We start from the raw sequence: 17554 nt of genomic DNA, 5'->3' as shown, positions 1-17554 counted from the left end.
CGGTCGCCCGTTCGGCCCCGTGTTACCCAGCATGCTGTTACCCGCGCGTAGAACTCGTCAGTAACCAATATCCGGCGGAAAATGGTGGGCGTTCTTATGCCACTCTTAGTACAGCCGGTTTGTCCGCAGACCCCTCGCCCGCAGGGATCGCGCGGGCGCCGTGATTCGACGGGGAATCGCCGAGAACCGCCTCCGCCAGGCCAGCGTAGGTCCCAGGACACATGAAGCGATGCGCGACGACAACGCGATGATGAGCACGACAGGGAGACACACAAGGTGACAATCCACGAGCACGACAGGCTGTCCATGGGCGACGGATCACGGCGCGGCGATGCCACCCAGACCTCCACCCACGCTCTGGTCGACCGCCTCAACGCCGGGGAGCCCTACGCCGTCGCCTTCGGCGGGCAGGGCAGCGCCTGGTTGGAGACCCTCGAAGAGCTGGTCACCTCGGCCGGCATCGAATCCGAGCTCGCGACGCTGGCCGGTGAGGCCGAGCTGCTGCTGGAGCCGGTGGCCAACGAACTCGTGGTGGTCCGCCCGATCGGTTTCGAGCCGCTGCGCTGGGTGCGCGCGCTGGCCGCTGAGGAGCAGGTGCCCTCGGCCAAGCAGCTCACCTCGGCCGCGGTGTCGGTTCCCGGTGTCCTGCTGACCCAGATCGCCGCGATCCGGGCGCTGGCCCGCCAGGGCATGGACCTGGCCGCCGCCCCGCCGGTCGCGGTGGCCGGCCACTCGCAGGGCGTGCTGGCCGTGGAAGCCCTGCGCGCCGCGGGCACCAAGGACGTCCAGCTGCTGGCGCTGGCCCAGCTGATCGGCGCGGCGGGCACCCTGGTGGCCCGTCGCCGCGGCATCTCGGTGCTCGGTGACCGCCCGCCCATGGTGTCGGTGACCAATGCCGAGCCCGAGCGCATCTATGAGTTGCTGGAGGAGTTTGCTCAGGACGTCCGCACGGTGCTGCCGCCGGTGCTGTCGATCCGCAACGGCCGCCGTTCGGTCGTCATCACCGGAACCCCCGAGCAACTGTCCCGGTTCGAGCTGTACTGCGAGCAGATCGCCGAGGCCGAGGCCGCCGACCGCAAGAACAAGGTGCGCGGCGGGGCGGTGTTCGCGCCCGTGTTCGACCCGGTCCAGGTCGAGGTGGGCTTCCACACCCCGCGCCTGGCCGACGGTGTCGAGATCGTCGGCCGCTGGGCGCAGGCGGTGGGCCTCGATGTCGAGCTGGCCCGCGCCCTGGCCGATGCGATCCTGGTGCAGCAGGTGGACTGGGTCGAAGAGGTCACCGCCCTGCATGAGGCCGGGGCGCGCTGGATTCTGGACCTCGGTCCCGGGGACATCCTGACCCGGCTCACCGCCCCGGTGATCCGCGGCCTGGGCATCGGCATCGTGCCGGCCGCCACCCGCGGCGGGCAGCGCAACCTGTTCACCGTCGGCGCCGTGCCCGAGGTGGCCAAGCCCTGGTCCAGCTACGCGCCGTCGGTGATCGCCCTGCCCGACGGTTCGGTGAAGCTCTCGACGAAGTTCACCCGGCTCACCGGCCGCTCGCCGATCCTGCTGGCGGGTATGACGCCGACGACCGTCGACGCCAAGATCGTCGCCGCGGCGGCCAACGCCGGGCACTGGGCCGAACTGGCCGGCGGCGGCCAGGTGACCGAGGCCATCTTCGACAAGCGCATAGAAGAGCTGGCCGAGCTGCTGGAACCCGGCCGGGCCATCCAGTTCAACTCGCTGTTCCTTGACCCGTACCTGTGGAAGCTGCAACTCGGCGGAAAGCGCCTGGTGCAGAAGGCCCGCCAGTCCGGGGCGCCGATCGACGGCGTGGTCGTCAGCGCCGGCATTCCCGAGTTGGAGGAGGCCGTCGACCTCATCGACGAGCTCAACACCGTCGGTATCGCCCACATCTGCTTCAAGCCCGGAACCGTCGAGCAGATCCGTTCGGTCATCCGGATCGCCGCCGAGGTCCCGACCAAACCGGTGATCGTGCACATCGAGGGCGGCCGCGCCGGCGGTCACCACTCCTGGGAAGACCTCGACGACCTGCTTCTGACCACCTACTCCGAGTTGCGCGGCCGCTCGAACATCACCGTCTGCGTCGGCGGCGGCATCGGCACGCCCGAGCGGGCCGCCGAATACCTGTCCGGCCGCTGGTCGGCGGTCTACGGCTACCCGCTGATGCCGGTCGACGGCATCCTGGTCGGCACCGCCGCCATGGCCTGCCTGGAGGCGACCACCTCGCCGGCGGTCAAGCAACTGCTGGTCGACACGGCCGGCACCGACCGCTGGGTCGGGGCCGGAACGGCCGTGAACGGCATGGCCTCCGGGCGAAGCCAGCTCGGTGCCGATATCCACGAGATCGACAACGCCGCTTCCCGGTGCGGCCGGCTGCTCGACGAGGTCGCCGGTGACGCCGAGGCAGTCGCCGATCGCCGCGACGAGATCATCGCGGCGATGGCCGTCACCGCCAAGCCGTACTTCGGTGATATCGCCGAGATGACCTACCTGCAGTGGTTGACGCGCTACGTCGAGCTGGCCATCGGTGACGGCAACTCCACGGCCGACACCAAGACCGCTGACTCGCCGTGGCTGGACATCACCTGGCGGGACCGGTTCGCCGAGATGCTGCAGCGCGCCGAGGCGCGGCTCAACGCCGCTGACACCGGCCCGATCCCGACGCTCTTCGACGACGTCGCGCTTCTGGAGAACCCGCAAGCGGCCATCGCAGCCCTGCTGGCCAGCTACCCCGACGCCGAGACGGTGCTGCTGCACCCGGCCGACGTCCCGTTCTTCACCCAGCTGTGCAAGACGCCGGGCAAGCCGGTCAACTTCGTCCCGGTCATCGACAAGGACGTGCGGCGCTGGTGGCGCAGCGACTCGCTGTGGCAGGCCCACGACGCCCGCTACACGGCCGACCAGGTGTGCATCATCCCCGGCACCGAAGCGGTCGCCGGCATCACCCGGGTCGACGAGCCCGTCGGCGACCTGCTCGACCGGTTCGAGAAGGCCGCCGTCGACGATGTGCTGTCCACCGGCGCCCAGCCGGAGCCGGTCGCCTCGCGCCTGCGGGTCCGCACCGATGTCACCGGCCCGCTGGCCATCGTCCTGGATTCCCCCGACGTGCTGTGGGCCGGCCGCACCGCGACCAACCCGGTGCACCGCATCGCCGCGCCGTCGAAGTGGCTGGTTCACGACAACCGTTCTGCGACAAACCATTCCACCGGGGCTCGGCTCGAGGTGGTGGCCGCGGACCGCGTCGTGCTGAGCGTGCCGCTGTCGGGCACCTGGATCGACATCGCCTTTAGCCTGCCGGCCACCGTCGTCGACGGCGGCGCTCCGGTGGTGCGCACCGAGGACGCCGCTGCCGCGATGCGGGCGGTGCTGGCCATCGCCGCCGGGGTCGACGGCCCCGACGCCCTGCCTGCGGTGGTCAACGGTTCCACCGTGGTCACCGTCGACTGGGATCCGGAGCGGGTCGCCGACCATACCGGGGTCACCGCGACGTTCGGATCCCCGCTGGCGCCGACGCTGACGATCGTCCCCGACGCGCTGGTCGGTCGCTGCTGGCCCGCGGTGTTCGCGGCGATCGGCGGCGCGGTCACCGAGTCCGGTTTCCCGGTCGTCGAGGGTCTGCTGAGCCTGGTGCACCTGGACCACGCGGCCCAGCTGCTCAAGCCGCTGCCCAAGGAGCCGACCCACTTGACCGTCACCGCGACGGCTTCGGTGGCCACCGACACCGAGGTCGGCCGCGTCGTCCCGGTCACCGTGAACGTCACCGACGCCAACGGGATGATCCTGGCGGTGCTCGAAGAGCGCTTCGCCATCCGGGGTCGCACGGGTGCACGGGAACTCAGCGACCCGGTGCGGGCCGGGGGAGCGGTGTCGGAGAACGCCACCGACACCCCGCGCCGTCGTCGTCGCGACGTCACCATCGGTGCGCCGGTCGACATGCGCCCGTTCGCGGTGGTCTCCGGTGACCACAACCCCATCCACACCGACCAGGCCGCCGCGCTGCTGGCCGGCCTGGATTCGCCGATCGTGCACGGCATGTGGCTCTCGGCCGCGGCCCAGCACGTGGTGACCGCGACCGACGGCAAGCCGATTCCGCCGGCCAAGCTGATCGGCTGGACCGCCCGTTTCCTGGGCATGGTCGCACCCGGCGACGAAGTCGACTTCCGCGTCGATCGCGTCGGAATCGACTTGGGTGCCGAGGTTTTGGAGATTTCGGCCAAGGTCGGTACCGACCTCGTCATGAGTGCGACCGCCCGGCTGGCGGCACCGAAGACGGTGTATGCGTTCCCCGGCCAGGGCATCCAGCACAAGGGCATGGGCATGGAGGTCCGTGCCCGGTCCAAGGCGGCCCGCAAGGTGTGGGACAAGGCCGACAAGTTCACCCGCGACACGCTGGGCTTCTCGGTGCTGCACGTGGTGCGCGACAACCCGACCAGTCTGATCGCCGCCGGTGTGCACTATCAGCATCCCGAAGGCGTGCTGTATCTGACGCAGTTCACCCAGGTCGCGATGGCGACGGTGGCCGCAGCCCAGGTCGCCGAGATGCGCGAGCAGGGTGCGTTCGTCGAGGGCGCCATCGCCTGCGGTCACTCCGTCGGCGAGTACACCGCGCTGGCCTGCGTGTCGGGCGTCTACGAGCTGGAGGCGCTGCTGGAGGTGGTGTTCCACCGGGGCAGCAAGATGCACGACATCGTCCCGCGGGACGAGCTGGGTCGGTCGAACTACCGACTGGCCGCCATCCGGCCTTCCCAGATCGACCTGCCCGACGCCGAGGTCACCCAGTTCGTCGCCGAAATTGCTGAGCGGACAGGTGAATTCCTGCAGATCGTGAACTACAACCTGCGCGGCTCGCAGTACGCGATCGCCGGCACGGTGCGTGGTCTGGAGGCCCTGGAGGAGGAGGTCGAGCGGCGCCGCGCGATCAGCGGCGGCAAGCGGTCGTTCATCCTGGTTCCCGGCATCGACGTGCCGTTCCACTCCGAGGTGCTGCGCGTGGGTGTCGACGACTTCCGCCGGGCCCTGCAGCGGGTGATGCCCGAGGCTGCCGACCCGGCACTGATCGTCGGGCGTTACATCCCCAACCTGGTGCCGCGGCCGTTCACCCTGGACCGCGACTTCGTCCAGGAGATCCGGGATCTGGTGCCGGCCGAGCCGCTCGACGAGATCCTGGCCGACTACGACACCTGGCGTTCCGAGCGGCCGCGTGAGCTGTGCCGCCGAATCGTCATCGAGCTGCTGGCCTGGCAGTTCGCCAGCCCGGTGCGCTGGATCGAGACCCAGGACCTGCTGTTCATCGAGGAGGCCGCCGGCGGTCTGGGTGTCGAGCGCTTCGTCGAGATCGGCGTGAAGTCGGCGCCGACCGTGGCCGGCCTGGCGAGTAACACCTTGAAGTTGCCCGAATATGCTCACAGCACAGTGGAAGTGCTCAACTCCGAGCGCGACGCCCCGGTGCTGTTCGCCAGTGACGAGGATCCGGCCACCGACGAGCCCGACATCGATGACGCCCCGGCGGCGGAGGCGCCTGCCCCGTCCGCCGCGGTCGAGGCCGCGCCGGCACCCGCGCCGGCCGCCGCGCCGTCGGGCGGTCCGCGCCCCGACGACATCGGTTTCGACGCCGGTGATGCGACCCTGGCGCTGATCGCGCTGAGCGCCAAGATGCGCATCGACCAGATCGAGTCGCTGGACTCCATCGAGTCGATCACCGACGGTGCCTCCTCGCGGCGTAACCAGCTGCTGGTGGACCTGGGTTCGGAGCTGAACCTCGGCGCCATCGACGGTGCCGCCGAGGCCGATCTGGCCTCGCTGAAGGGGCAGGTCTCTAAGTTGGCCCGCACCTACAAGCCGTTCGGCCCGGTGCTGTCCGACGCGATCAACGACCAGCTGCGCACGGTGCTCGGCCCGTCCGGCAAGCGGCCCGCGACGATCGCCGAACGAGTCAAGAAGACCTGGGAACTCGGCGACGGGTGGGCCAAGCACGTCACCGCCGAACTGGCGCTGGGCACCCGTGAGGGCAGCAGCGTGCGCGGCGGTGCCCTCGGCGGACTCCACGAAGGTGCGTTGGCCGACGCGGCCGCGGTGGACAAGGCGATCGACGCCGCGGTGCTTTCGGTGGCCGCGCGCAAGGGCATTGCGGTGTCGCTGCCCTCGGCCGGCGGCGGCGCCGGCGGCGGTGTGGTCGATTCGGCCGCGCTTACCGAGTTCGCCCAGCAGGTCACCGGCCGCGACGGTGTGCTCGCTTCGGCCGCCCGCCTAGTGCTGGGGCAGCTGGGTCTGGACAACCCGGTGACGGCCGCGCCCGCCGCCACCGATGCCGAACTCGTCGACCTGGTGACCGCCGAACTCGGTTCGGACTGGCCGCGGCTGGTCGCCCCGGCGTTCGACGCCAAGAAGGCGGTGCTGCTCGACGACCGGTGGGCCAGCGCCCGCGAGGATCTGGTCACGCTGTGGCTGGCCGACGAAGGCGATATCGACGCCGATTGGCACAGACTCTCGCAGCGCTTCGAAGGTGCGGGCAATGTCGTTGCCACCCAGGCCAACTGGTGGCAGGGCAAGGCACTGGCGGCTGGCCGCAACATCCACGCCTCGTTGTTCGGCCGGATCGCTGCGGGCGCGGAGAATCCCGACAGCGGCCGCTACAGCGACGAGGTCGCGGTGGTCACCGGTGCCTCCAAGGGCTCGATTGCCGCGTCGGTGGTCGCCGGTCTGCTCGACGGCGGCGCCACGGTGATCGCGACGACCTCCAAGCTCGACGACACCCGGCTGGCCTTCTACAAGAAGCTCTACCGCGACCACGCCCGCTACGGCGCGTCGCTGTGGGTGATTCCGGCCAACATGGCGTCCTACTCCGATCTGGATGCGCTGGCCTCGTGGGTCGGCACTGAGCAGACCGAAAGCCTTGGGCCGCAGTCGATTCACATCAAGGACGCACTGACCCCGACGCTGCTGTTCCCGTTTGCCGCACCGCGGGTGGGCGGTGACCTGTCGGAGGCGGGTTCGCGCGCCGAGATGGAGATGAAGGTCCTGCTGTGGGCCGTCGAGCGGCTGATCGGTGGGCTGTCGTCCATCGGCGCGGAGCGCGACATCGCCTCGCGGCTGCACGTGGTGCTGCCCGGCTCGCCCAATCGCGGCATGTTCGGCGGTGACGGCGCCTATGGCGAGTCCAAGTCCGCACTGGACGCGGTGGTGAACCGCTGGAGCGCCGAGTCGTCCTGGGCGCAGCGGGTCAGCTTCGCTCACGCGTTGATCGGATGGACCAAGGGCACCGGCCTGATGGGCCACAACGACGCCATCGTCGGCGCCGTCGAGGAAGCCGGGGTCACCACCTACAGCACCGACGAGATGGCCGCGATGCTGCTCGACCTGTGCTCGGTGGAGGCCAAGGTGGCCTCGGCCAACGCGCCGCTGAAGGTGGACCTGACCGGCGGGCTCGGCGACGTCCAGCTCGACATGGCCGAGCTGGCCGCCAAGGCCAGGGAGGAGATGGCCACCGAGGCTGACGCGTCCGACGACGAGTCGGCTGCGGGCACCATCGCCGCCCTGCCGTCGCCGCCGCGCGGCTACACCGCGTCAACCCCGCCGGCGTGGGCCGACCTCGATGTCGACCCAGCCGACCTGGTGGTCATCGTCGGCGGTGCCGAACTCGGCCCGTACGGTTCGTCGCGCACCCGTTTCGAGATGGAGGTCGACAACGAACTGTCGGCGGCCGGTGTGCTCGAACTGGCCTGGACCACCGGGCTGATCAAGTGGGAGGACGATCCCAAGCCTGGCTGGTACGACGTCGCCAGCGGTGAGCTGGTCGACGAGGCCGACCTGGTGGAGCGTTACCACGACGCGGTCGTGGAGCGTTGCGGCATACGCGAATTCGTCGGCGACGGGGCTATCGATCCCGACCACTCAGCGCCGCTGCTGGTCAGCGTCTTCCTGGACAAGGACTTCAGCTTCGTGGTGTCGTCGGAGGCCGACGCCCGCGCATTCGTGGAGGTCGACCCCGAGCGCACCGTCGCCCTTCCGGTCCCGGATTCCTCGGACTGGCAGGTTATTCGTAAGGCGGGCACCGAGATTCGGGTGCCGCGCAAGACCAAGCTGTCGCGGACGGTGGGCGCCCAGATTCCGACCGGCTTCGACCCGACGGTCTGGGGCATCAGCCCGGACATGGCCAGCTCGGTGGACCGGGTGGCGCTGTGGAATATCGTCGCCACCGTCGACGCGTTCCTCTCGTCGGGCTTCACCCCGACCGAGTTGATGCGCTGGGTGCACCCCAGCCTGGTCGCCAGCACCCAGGGCACCGGCATCGGCGGTCTGTCGAGCATGCAGACCATGTTCCACGGCAATCTGCTTGGCACCGCCAAGCCGAACGACATCCTGCAGGAGGTGCTGCCGAATGTCGTTGCCGCCCATGTGATGCAGTCCTACGTCGGCGGTTACGGCGCGATGGTTCACCCGGTCGGCGCATGTGCGACAGCGGCGGTGTCGGTCGAGGAGGCCATGGACAAGATCCGGCTCGGTAAGGCCGATCTCGTGGTCGCCGGCGGGTTCGACGACATGACGCTGGAGGCCGTCACCGGCTTCGGCGACATGGCGGCCACCGCCGACACCGAGGTCATGCGGGCCAAGGGCATCAGCGACTCGAAGTTCTCCCGCGCCAACGACCGGCGCCGGCTGGGCTTCCTGGAGGCTCAGGGTGGTGGCACCATTCTGCTGGCCCGCGGTGACCTGGCGCTGAAGATGGGTCTGCCGGTACTGGCCGTGGTCGGCTACGCGCAGAGCTTCGGCGACGGTGTGCACACCTCGATCCCGGCTCCCGGGCTCGGCGCGCTCGGTGCTGGTCGCGGCGGCAGGGATTCGGTGCTGGCCCGCTCACTGGCCAAGCTCGGCGTCGGACCCGACGACATCGCGGTGATCTCCAAGCACGACACCTCGACGTTGGCCAACGATCCCAACGAGACCGAGCTGCACGAGCGGCTGGCCGACTCGATGGGGCGCTCGGCAGGCGCACCGCTGTTCATCATCTCGCAGAAGAGCCTGACCGGTCACGCCAAGGGCGGTGCCGCGGTGTTCCAGATGATGGGTCTGTGCCAGGTCATGCGCGACGGTGTCATCCCGCCGAACCGCAGCCTGGATTGCGTCGACGACGAGCTGGCCGGTGCTGGTCACTTCGTGTGGGTGCGCGAGACCCTGCGGCTGGGCGACAAGTTCCCGGTCAAGGCCGGTCTGGTCACTAGCCTGGGCTTCGGTCACGTGTCGGGTCTGGTCGCGCTGGTCCATCCGCAGGCTTTCCTGGCCTCGCTGAGCGAGCAGGAGCGGGCGGACTACACCAAGCGGGCCAACGATCGGGTATTGGCCGGTCAGCGCCGGCTGGCGTCGGCCATCGCCGGCGGACGGCCGATGTATGAGAAGCCTGCCGATCGCCGCTTCGACCACGATTCACCGGAGAAGCGCCAGGAGGCCGCGATGCTGCTCGACCCGGACTCCCGCCTCGGCGGTGCCGGCACCTACGTGCGTTAAGGTTCCCGCGTGGCGATAGTCGGTGTGGGTCTTGATCTGGTGTCCATTCCGGAGTTCGCCGAGCAGGTCGACCAGCCGGGAACGGTGTTCGCCGAGACGTTCACCCCCGGTGAGCGCCGCGACGCGGCCGACAAGAGCTCGGTCGCGGCGCGGCACCTGGCGGCCCGCTGGGCCGCCAAGGAGGCGGTGATCAAGGCCTGGTCGGGATCTCGCTTCGCGCAGCGCCCGGTGCTGCCCGAGGGCATCCACCGCGACATCGAGGTCATCACCGACATGTGGGGCCGGCCCAAGGTGCGGCTGACGGGGGCGATCGCCGACCACCTGGCCGACGTCACGATCCACGTGTCGCTGACTCACGACGGCGATACCGCCGCCGCGGTGGCCATCCTGGAGACCGCATAGTTTCGGGCTAACGTCGATGCCATGAGTGATCTCGTCGAACGTGTACAGGCCGTGCTGCCCTCGGTGCGAAACGACCTCGAGGACCTGGTCCGCATCCCGTCGGTGTGGGCCGACCCGGCCCGCCGCGACGAGGTGCAGCGCAGCGCAAACGCCGTTGCCGACCTGCTCACCGCGGCCGGTTTCGCGCAGGTCGAGATCGTCAGCGAGGGCGGCGCACCCGCGGTGATCGCACGCCATCCCGCCCCGGCGGGCGCGCCGACGGTGCTGCTGTACGCCCACCACGATGTGCAGCCCGAAGGCGATCCCGCGCAGTGGGATTCGCCGCCCTTCGAGCCGAGCGAGCGCGACGGCCGGCTCTACGGGCGCGGCAGCGCCGACGACAAGGCCGGGATCGCCACGCATCTGGCGGCGTTCCGGGCCCACGGCGGCGCCCCGCCGGTGGGGGTGACGGTGTTCGTCGAGGGCGAGGAGGAGTCGGGTTCGCCGTCGCTGGGCCGGCTGCTGGCCGCGCACTCCGACAAGCTTGCCGCCGACGTGATCGTGATCGCCGACTCGGATAACTGGACCCCGGAGATCCCGGCCCTGACGGTGTCGCTGCGGGGCCTGGCTGACTGCGTCGTCGAGGCCCAAACGCTGGACCACGGGCTGCATTCCGGTATGTGGGGCGGGGTGGTGCCCGACGCGCTGGCGGTGCTGGTGCGGCTGTTGGCCAGCCTGCACGACGACGACGGCAACGTCGCGGTGGCCGGCCTGCATGAGGCCAGTGCCGCCGACGTCGACCGCGGACCGGACTGGGTGCGGGCGGAATCCGGCGTGCTCGACGGCGTTCACGAGATTGGTTCGGGCACTGTGGCGCAACGGTTGTGGGCCAAACCCGCGATCACGGTGATCGGTATCGACACCACGCCGATCGCCAAGGCCTCCAACACCCTGATCCCGCGGGCCAGCGCGAAGGTCAGCATGCGGGTCGCCCCGGGCGGTGACGCCGCCGCGCACCTGGACGCGTTACGCCGCCATCTCGAGCAGCACGCCCCCTGGGGCGCGCACGTCAGCGTGACGCCCGGCGACGTCGGCCAGCCCTATGCCATCGACGCCAGCGGGCCGGTCTACCAGGCCGCCCGCGCCGCGTTCCGTCAGGCGTGGGGCACCGACGCCGTCGACATGGGCGTGGGCGGCTCCATCCCGTTCATCGCCGAGTTCGCGACGGCGTTTCCCGACGCCGCGATCCTCGTTACCGGCGTGGAGGATCCGGGCACCCAGGCGCACAGCGTCAACGAAAGCCTGCACCTGGGCGTGCTCGAGCGCGCCGCGATCACCGAGGCACTGCTGCTGGAGAAGCTGGGGGAGCTTCCGATCTAGGCCGGCGGGCAGGAGCGAAGCGACCCGGGAGATTTACACCGGCGGGCAGGAGCGAAGCGACCCGGGAGATTTACACAGCGATGTCCCGGCGCAGTTTCGCGACGTGGCCGGTGGCCTTCACGTTGTACTGGGCCACCTCGATGTTGCCCTTCTCGTCGACGACGAAGGTCGAGCGGATCACGCCCTGCACTTTCTTGCCGTACATCATCTTCTCGCCGTAGGCGCCCCACTCGCCGAGCACCTTCTTGTCCGGGTCGGACAGCAGCGGGAACGTCAGCTCGTCCCGGTCGCGGAACTTGGCCAGCTTCTCGGGCTTGTCGGGGGAGATGCCGACGACGTCGATGCCGGCCCCGTTCAGCTCGGCCAGGCTGTCGCGGAAATCGCAGGCCTGCTTGGTGCAGCCCGGCGTCATCGCGGCCGGGTAGAAGTACACGATCACCTTGCGGCCTTTGAAGTCGGACAACTTCACCGTCTCGCCGTCTGCGTCGGGCAGGCTGAACGCCGGCGCCTTGTCGCCGACGGCCAGGCGTGTTGTGTCGGTCACCTACTGGTTCCTTCCTCCACCGGTGCATCGTGGTTGGCCCGGGTTGCTCTAGGGTAGTTCGGCAGGGCGGCAGTTTGGAGGACGGAAGTGGTGGACCGGGATCCCGAGGTCATCAAGGCCGAGATCGACCAGGCGCGTGATCGGCTGGCGTTGACGGTCGACTCACTGGCTGTACGGGCCAATCCCCAGCGCATCGCCGACGACGTGAAGGCTGCGTTGCTGCGGTTCGTGAAGAAACCCGCTGTGACCGCGGCGCTGGCCGGGGTCAGCGTGGTGACGGTCGTGCTGGTGGTTCGCCGGATCCGGAACGGCTGAGGCGCGAGCGCGCCATCCGCCACAGCCGCAGCGGCAGCAGTCCGAGCAGCGGGGCCCGCTTTCCCAGATCGTCGGTGTCGCGCCGGTTGAAGGCCGCCGCGTAGCGGGCGGCATCCTCGGCGCTCGGGTAGGTCTTCTGTCCGTCGGTGTCGCACCCGCGTTCACAGTCCCAGCGCAGCACCGGCCCGTCGGCGACGAAGATGATCCGATGCCCCAGCAACCGGCAGGCCGCACTCACCGCTTGCCCTGGTCGGCGGAGGTCAGCGGGGCGGCGATGTCCTCGAGCTGGCGGCCCTCGGCCTTGACGCCCCACACCAGTTCCACCAGACCACCGATGGCCATCACGGCGGCCCCGGTCAGGAATGCCACGGCGACCAGGCTGCGCTCACCGGACTCGATCAGTTGCCCGAACAATAGCGGCCCGGTGACACCGCCGATCGCGGTACCGACCGCATAGAAGAACGCGATCGCCATCGCGCGGGTCTCCATCGGGAAGATCTCGCTGACGGTGAGGTAGGCCGCGCTCGCACCGGCCGACGCCAGGAAGAAGCAGACCACCAGCACCGCCATGAACAGCCACAGCCCGCCGGTCTCGGCGACGAACACCACCGTCAGCACCACGGTGATCACCGCCGACCCCAGGTAGGACAGCGTGATCATCGGTTTACGCCCGACGGTGTCGAACAGCCGGCCCATCAGCACCGGGCCGGCGAAATTGCCGGCCGCCCAGATGATGAAGAACACCGGCACGACCCCGGAGGCCACGCCGTAGAAGCCGTTGAGCAGGGTGCCGAGGTTGAACGTGACCGCGTTGTAGAGAAACGCCTGCCCGATGAACAGCGCCAGCCCGAGCACGGCGCGCTTGGGGTAGCGGGTGAACGCCACGTGGGCGATCTCGCGGAACCCGATCGTGTGGCGCTGGTGGATGGTCAGTTCGCGGTCCGGTTCGGCCAGTTCGGCACCGGTCCGGGCGGTGACGTCGCGCTCGATCCCGTCGACGATGCGTTCGGCCTCGTCCTCGCGGCCGTGGATGAACAGCCAGCGCGGGCTTTCCGGAACGTTGCGCCGCACCAGCAGCACCACCACACCGAAGATCGCGCCGATGCCGAAGGCCAGCCGCCAGCCGATGTCCAGCGGCAGCCAGGATTCGTTGAGCAGGACCAGCGAGCCCGCCGCACCCAGGGCCGCGCCCAGCCAGTACGACCCGTTGACCACCAGGTCGACCCGGCCGCGGTTGCGGGCCGGAATGAGTTCGTCCACAGCCGAATTCACCGCTGCGTACTCGCCGCCGATGCCGGCGCCGGTGAGGAAGCGGGTGAGGAAGAAGTACCACGGCGCGAATGAGAAGGCGGTGGCGACGGTTGCGGCCAGGTAGAGCGCCAGGGTCAGCATGAAGAGCCGCTTGCGGCCGAACCGGTCGGTGAGTTGGCCGAAGACCAGTGCGCCTAGGCATGCGCCGACGACGTAGATGGCCGCCGCGAGGCCGATCTGGCCGGCGGTGATGTCCAGCCCGCTGCCTGGGTCGGTCAGCCGCGCGGAGACGTTGCCGACCATCGTGACTTCGAGGCCGTCGAGCACCCACGCGGCGCCCAGCCCGACGACCACCCGCCAGTGGAATCGAGACCACGGCAAACGGTCGAGCCGCGCAGGCACGGCGGTGGTGATCGTCCTGGTTTCAGCACCCGTGGTCATCGTCGGCCCCTTGCGACTCACTGCTCCGGCAAGTCCGGGTACCCCGGCCGAAACGGCGTTAAGCGCCTCAGAGTGGCGCACACCACATAACTCATTTACATAGTTAATGAATGTTTTGGCTATCCCTGCACCTGGGCGAGAGGACAGGCGATGACCACAGATGCAACGGTGACCGGTTCGCCGGTCGTGGAATCCCCCCAGCAGGCGGTGGCCGAGACCGCGCTGCGCCGCAAGCGGATGGACCACCAGTACAAATGGGTCGCGCTGTCCAACACGACCTTGGGTGCGCTGCTGGCCTCGATCAATTCCTCCATCGTGCTGGTCTCCCTGCCGGCGATCTTCCGCGGTATCGGCCTCAACCCGTTGGCGCCCGGGAACGTGAGCTACCTGCTGTGGATGCTCATGGGCTACCTGGTGGCCACGGCGGTGCTGGTTGTCCCACTGGGCCGGCTGGGCGACATCTTTGGCCGGGTGCGCATCTACACGCTTGGCTTCGTCGTGTTCACCGTCGCGGCGATCGCCCTGTCCTTCGACCCGTTCCACCTCGGTGGCGGAGCGGTCTGGCTGATCGGCTGGCGGGTGGTTCAGGGTGTCGGCGGGGCGATGCTGATGGCGTGTTCGGCGGCGATCCTCACCGACGCGTTTCCCAGCCGTCAGCGCGGTATGGCCCTCGGCGTCAACCAGGTGGCGGCCATTGCCGGGCAGTTCCTCGGATTGTTGATCGGCGGGCTGTTGTCCGAATGGGATTGGCGGGCGGTCTTCTGGGTCGGGGTGCCGCTCGGCTTGGCCGGAACCATCTGGAGCGTGCGGTCTTTGGTCGAGGTGGGGGTGCGTACACCGGCGCGGCTGGACTGGGCGGGCACCGTCCTGTTCGCGGTCGGCTTCACCGTGCTGCTGGCGGCCATCACCTACGGCATCCAGCCCTACGGGGGGCACCCCACCGGCTGGAGCAACCCGTGGGTGCTGGGCGCGATCGGTTCCGGTGTGCTGATGCTGCTCGTGTTGTGCCTGATCGAGCTTCGCGTGCGCGCGCCGATGCTCGACATCCGGCTGTTCCTGTCGAAACCGTTCGCGTTGGGGAACCTCGCCGGGTTGATGGCCGCCCTCGGTCGCGGGGGCCTGCAGTTCATGCTCATCATCTGGTTGCAGGGCATCTGGCTGCCCTTGCACGGCTACAGCTTTGAATCCACCCCGCTGTGGTCGGGCATCTACCTGCTGCCGATGACCCTTGGCTTCCTACTGGCGGGTCCGCTGTCGGGTGCCCTGTCGGACCGGTTCGGGTCACGGCCCTTCGCGATCGGCGGCATGGTGCTGATGGCGCTGACTTTCGTTGCGCTGGTACTGATTCCGGTGAATTTCAGCTTCTGGGTGTTCGCGCTGTTGATCTTCCTCAACGGTGTGGGCGGCGGCATCTTCACCTCGCCGAACTCGGCGGCGGTCATGTCCAGCGTTCCGACGGCCGAGCGGGGCGCAGCTTCGGGCATTCGGGCCACGTTCACCAACGCGGGCATGTCGTTGTCGATCGGGATCTTCTTCTCACTGATGATCGCCGGGCTGGCCGCGACTCTGCCGGCGACGCTCGGGGCGGGGCTGACCCAGCAGGGCGTCCCGGTCGCCGACGCGCACCGCATCGCCGAGCTGCCGCCGGTGGGCAGCCTGTTCGCGGCATTCCTCGGCTATAACCCGATCGCCGAACTCATGGGCCCCACAGTGCAGCAGCCGGGCGTCAACGCGGCGGTCCTGACCGGCAAGGACTTCTTCCCGCACTTGATTTCGGGACCCTTCCACGCCGGCCTGTCGGTGGTCTTCGTCGTCGCCGCGGTCATGATGGTGATCGGCGCGGCCGCCTCGTGGGTCAACCCGGGGCGAAGCGCCGAGAGCGTCTAGCGCCGGCGCAGCCAGTCGCTGAGGGATCGCCGCAGGCCCGGGGGATTGGCCACCAGGCCCAGCCGGCTGCAGTTGCTCACCTGCACGGGCGCCATCTGCGCCGCAGGCGGCCGAGCTACCTCGGAATCGCGGTGTTCGACGGAGTTGTCCGGCACCATGTGGCTAAGTCCTCACTACATCACTGGACATGCTGTCCGGGGTGGCTGCTTGGTCAGTTCAGCTAACGCCGACTATAACACCGGGGCTGACATCAGTGCAGCGCAATGGGGCCGCCACCAAATTTCGACCATCCGTCGGTTATCTCCCTAGGTGGGCTCATCTGCATGTTCTTCCGGTTTCGACGGTTGCCAGCAATATTGACAGCGACGAAGATCACGGCGGATGCCGAGGTCAGCCGAACGGGGCCCCGGCAACGTCGCCTGCTGGCGCCTGGGTGAACACCACCCCGGGGTTCAGGATGCCCGCCGGGTCGAAGCTGGCTTTGATGCGCCGCATCAGCGCCAGCTTGGCCGGGTCTTCCAGTTCACAGAAGTAAGGTGCCTTGGCCCGCCCGACACCGTGTTCGCCGGAGATCGCACCTCCCAGCGACATGCCCAGGGCGAAGATCTCGGTGAGCAGCTTCGTACGCAGCTGGGGATCCTTGCAGAACAGCACGCCGTGGACGTTGCCGTCGCCGGCGTGGCCACAACCGCTCATCCCGGCGCCCTCGGCCAGTGCGATATCGCGGGCGCGGCGCAGGAACTCCGGCATCAAGGCCCTCGGCACCACGACGTCGACGATCTCGTCGACACCCATCGCCTTAGCGGTCCAGAACACGTTCTCCCTGGCCTCGATCAGCCGGCGCGCCGAGTTACCTTGCAGCACATAGGCATCGAGTGCACCCCAGTCGCTGAGCAGCCCGCCCAGCGTCTCGGCGTCCTCCGCGAGCCGGTCGGCGTGGTTGTTCTCCAGGGCCACCACAAGGTAGGCCTGGCACGATTCACGGATCTGCTCGGGGATGCCCAGCTCCAAGTTCTCGGCGTTGACGATCGCGGCCATCACCACGTTGTCGATGTACTCCACGATGGTCGGGTTGAGCCCGCTGGAGATGATCTTGGGCACCGCGGCCATCACCTCGTCGAAATCGCCGAAGGGGGCCAGCACGGTGGCGCCGTGCGCCAGCCGGGGCACCAGTTTCACGGTCACTTCGGTGACCAGGGCCAAGGTGCCTTCCGAGCCGATGATCAGCTGGGTCAGGTCGTAGCCCGTGGAGATCTTCGACATCTTGCCGCCGGTCCGGATGATCTCCCCGGTGGGTAGCACGGCCTGTAACCCGAGCACGTTGTGGCGGGTGACCCCGTATTTCACCGCACGCATGCCGCCGGCATTGGTGCCGACGTTGCCGCCGACGCTGGAGGACAGCTCACCCGGGTACACGGTATAGCTCAACCCGGCCTCGGCGGTCCTGGCGTCCAGCTCGGTCAGGGTGACACCGGGCTGGACCACCGCGACGTGGTTGTCGGCGTCGATCTCCAGGACCGCGTTCATCCGCTCGAACGAGATCAGCAGGCCGCCGGCCACCGGCTGGGCCGCACCAGACAGCCCGCAACCCGATCCGCGCGCGGTGACGGGCAGGCCCTCCTCGGTGGCCACGGTCAGCAGCGCGGCGACCTCGTCGGCGGTGGCCGGCTTGGCAAGGTAGGCCGGGCGCTGCGGCGGGATCGTCAGCGCCTCGTCGTGGCTGTAGTCCTCGGAGATCGCCTCACCGGCCAGCAGATGGGTCTGCCCCACGATCCCCGACAAGCGTGCCGCCAGCTCGGCCATGGCCAGCCTCCTTTTCCTTTAGACGGCAGCGTAGTACCGCCCGGG

The 17554-nt window shown here is 69.1% G+C and carries 10 protein-coding genes; 5 read left to right on the top strand and 5 right to left on the bottom strand.

Annotated elements, in window-relative coordinates:
- Positions 1–276: 276 nt before the first annotated feature.
- From ADBZ9K_RS08655 to ADBZ9K_RS08645, 3 genes are read left to right on the top strand one after another with little or no spacing between them, the layout of a single operon-like run.
- On the top strand, positions 277–9507 hold the full coding sequence (locus tag ADBZ9K_RS08655) for a fatty acid synthase subunit beta domain-containing protein (protein WP_526619667.1): 9231 nt from the start codon (positions 277–279) through the stop codon (positions 9505–9507).
- 9 nt (positions 9508–9516) lie between these two features.
- Positions 9517–9909, top strand: a complete 393-nt coding sequence (gene acpS / locus ADBZ9K_RS08650) for a holo-ACP synthase AcpS (protein WP_526619666.1) — start codon at positions 9517–9519, stop codon at positions 9907–9909.
- A 21-nt stretch (positions 9910–9930) separates the two neighbouring features.
- A complete protein-coding gene (locus ADBZ9K_RS08645) occupies positions 9931–11268 on the top strand; it encodes a dipeptidase (RefSeq protein WP_526619665.1) in 1338 nt (445 codons plus the stop codon).
- 70 nt (positions 11269–11338) lie between these two features.
- Here the strand turns inward: ADBZ9K_RS08645 and bcp are convergent, their stop codons facing one another.
- Entirely contained in the window at positions 11339–11812 is a 474-nt protein-coding gene (bcp, locus tag ADBZ9K_RS08640; RefSeq protein WP_526619664.1) for a thioredoxin-dependent thiol peroxidase, read from the bottom strand.
- Positions 11813–11899: 87 nt separating this feature from the next.
- Between bcp and ADBZ9K_RS08635 the strand changes: the two genes are divergently transcribed.
- On the top strand, positions 11900–12127 hold the full coding sequence (locus ADBZ9K_RS08635) for a DUF3618 domain-containing protein (RefSeq protein WP_526619663.1): 228 nt from the start codon (positions 11900–11902) through the stop codon (positions 12125–12127).
- Here ADBZ9K_RS08635 and ADBZ9K_RS08630 read toward each other — a convergent pair.
- Positions 12078–12365 (bottom strand): hypothetical protein, encoded by a 288-nt coding sequence (locus tag ADBZ9K_RS08630; protein WP_526619662.1) that lies wholly within the window; start codon positions 12363–12365, stop codon positions 12078–12080. The genes ADBZ9K_RS08635 and ADBZ9K_RS08630 overlap by 50 nt on opposite strands.
- Positions 12362–13819 (bottom strand): MFS transporter, encoded by a 1458-nt coding sequence (locus ADBZ9K_RS08625; RefSeq protein WP_526619661.1) that lies wholly within the window; start codon positions 13817–13819, stop codon positions 12362–12364. The genes ADBZ9K_RS08630 and ADBZ9K_RS08625 overlap by 4 nt, the downstream gene beginning before the upstream one ends.
- 150 nt (positions 13820–13969) lie before the next feature.
- Here ADBZ9K_RS08625 and ADBZ9K_RS08620 point away from each other — a divergent pair, with 150 nt between their 5' ends.
- Positions 13970–15706, top strand: a complete 1737-nt coding sequence (locus tag ADBZ9K_RS08620; RefSeq protein ID WP_526619660.1) for an MFS transporter — start codon at positions 13970–13972, stop codon at positions 15704–15706.
- On the opposite strand, the gene ADBZ9K_RS08615 is transcribed toward ADBZ9K_RS08620, so the two are convergent.
- Positions 15703–15864: a hypothetical protein gene (locus tag ADBZ9K_RS08615; protein ID WP_526619659.1), complete on the bottom strand. Its 162-nt coding sequence runs from the start codon at positions 15862–15864 to the stop codon at positions 15703–15705. The two genes, ADBZ9K_RS08620 and ADBZ9K_RS08615, sit on opposite strands and share 4 nt — an antisense overlap.
- Positions 15865–16096: 232 nt before the next feature.
- Entirely contained in the window at positions 16097–17509 is a 1413-nt protein-coding gene (locus ADBZ9K_RS08610; protein ID WP_526619658.1) for an FAD-binding oxidoreductase, read from the bottom strand.
- Between the last annotated feature and the right edge of the window lie 45 nt (positions 17510–17554).

The sequence above is a fragment of the Mycobacterium sp. genome, assembly GCF_965229265.1.
Taxonomy (GTDB): Bacteria; Actinomycetota; Actinomycetes; order Mycobacteriales; family Mycobacteriaceae; genus Mycobacterium.
This window is presented reverse-complemented; position numbering and strand designations above follow the sequence as displayed.

Excerpts from the sequence above, each read along its gene's own strand:
- ADBZ9K_RS08645 (WP_526619665.1), top strand. The coding sequence starts at position 9,931 with ATGAGTGATCTCGTCGAACGTGTACAGGCCGTGCTGCCCTCGGTGCGA.
- ADBZ9K_RS08625 (WP_526619661.1), bottom strand. The coding sequence starts at position 13,819 with ATGACCACGGGTGCTGAAACCAGGACGATCACCACCGCCGTGCCTGCG.
- ADBZ9K_RS08620 (WP_526619660.1), top strand. The coding sequence starts at position 13,970 with ATGACCACAGATGCAACGGTGACCGGTTCGCCGGTCGTGGAATCCCCC.
- ADBZ9K_RS08615 (WP_526619659.1), bottom strand. The coding sequence starts at position 15,864 with ATGGTGCCGGACAACTCCGTCGAACACCGCGATTCCGAGGTAGCTCGG.
- ADBZ9K_RS08610 (WP_526619658.1), bottom strand. The coding sequence starts at position 17,509 with ATGGCCGAGCTGGCGGCACGCTTGTCGGGGATCGTGGGGCAGACCCAT.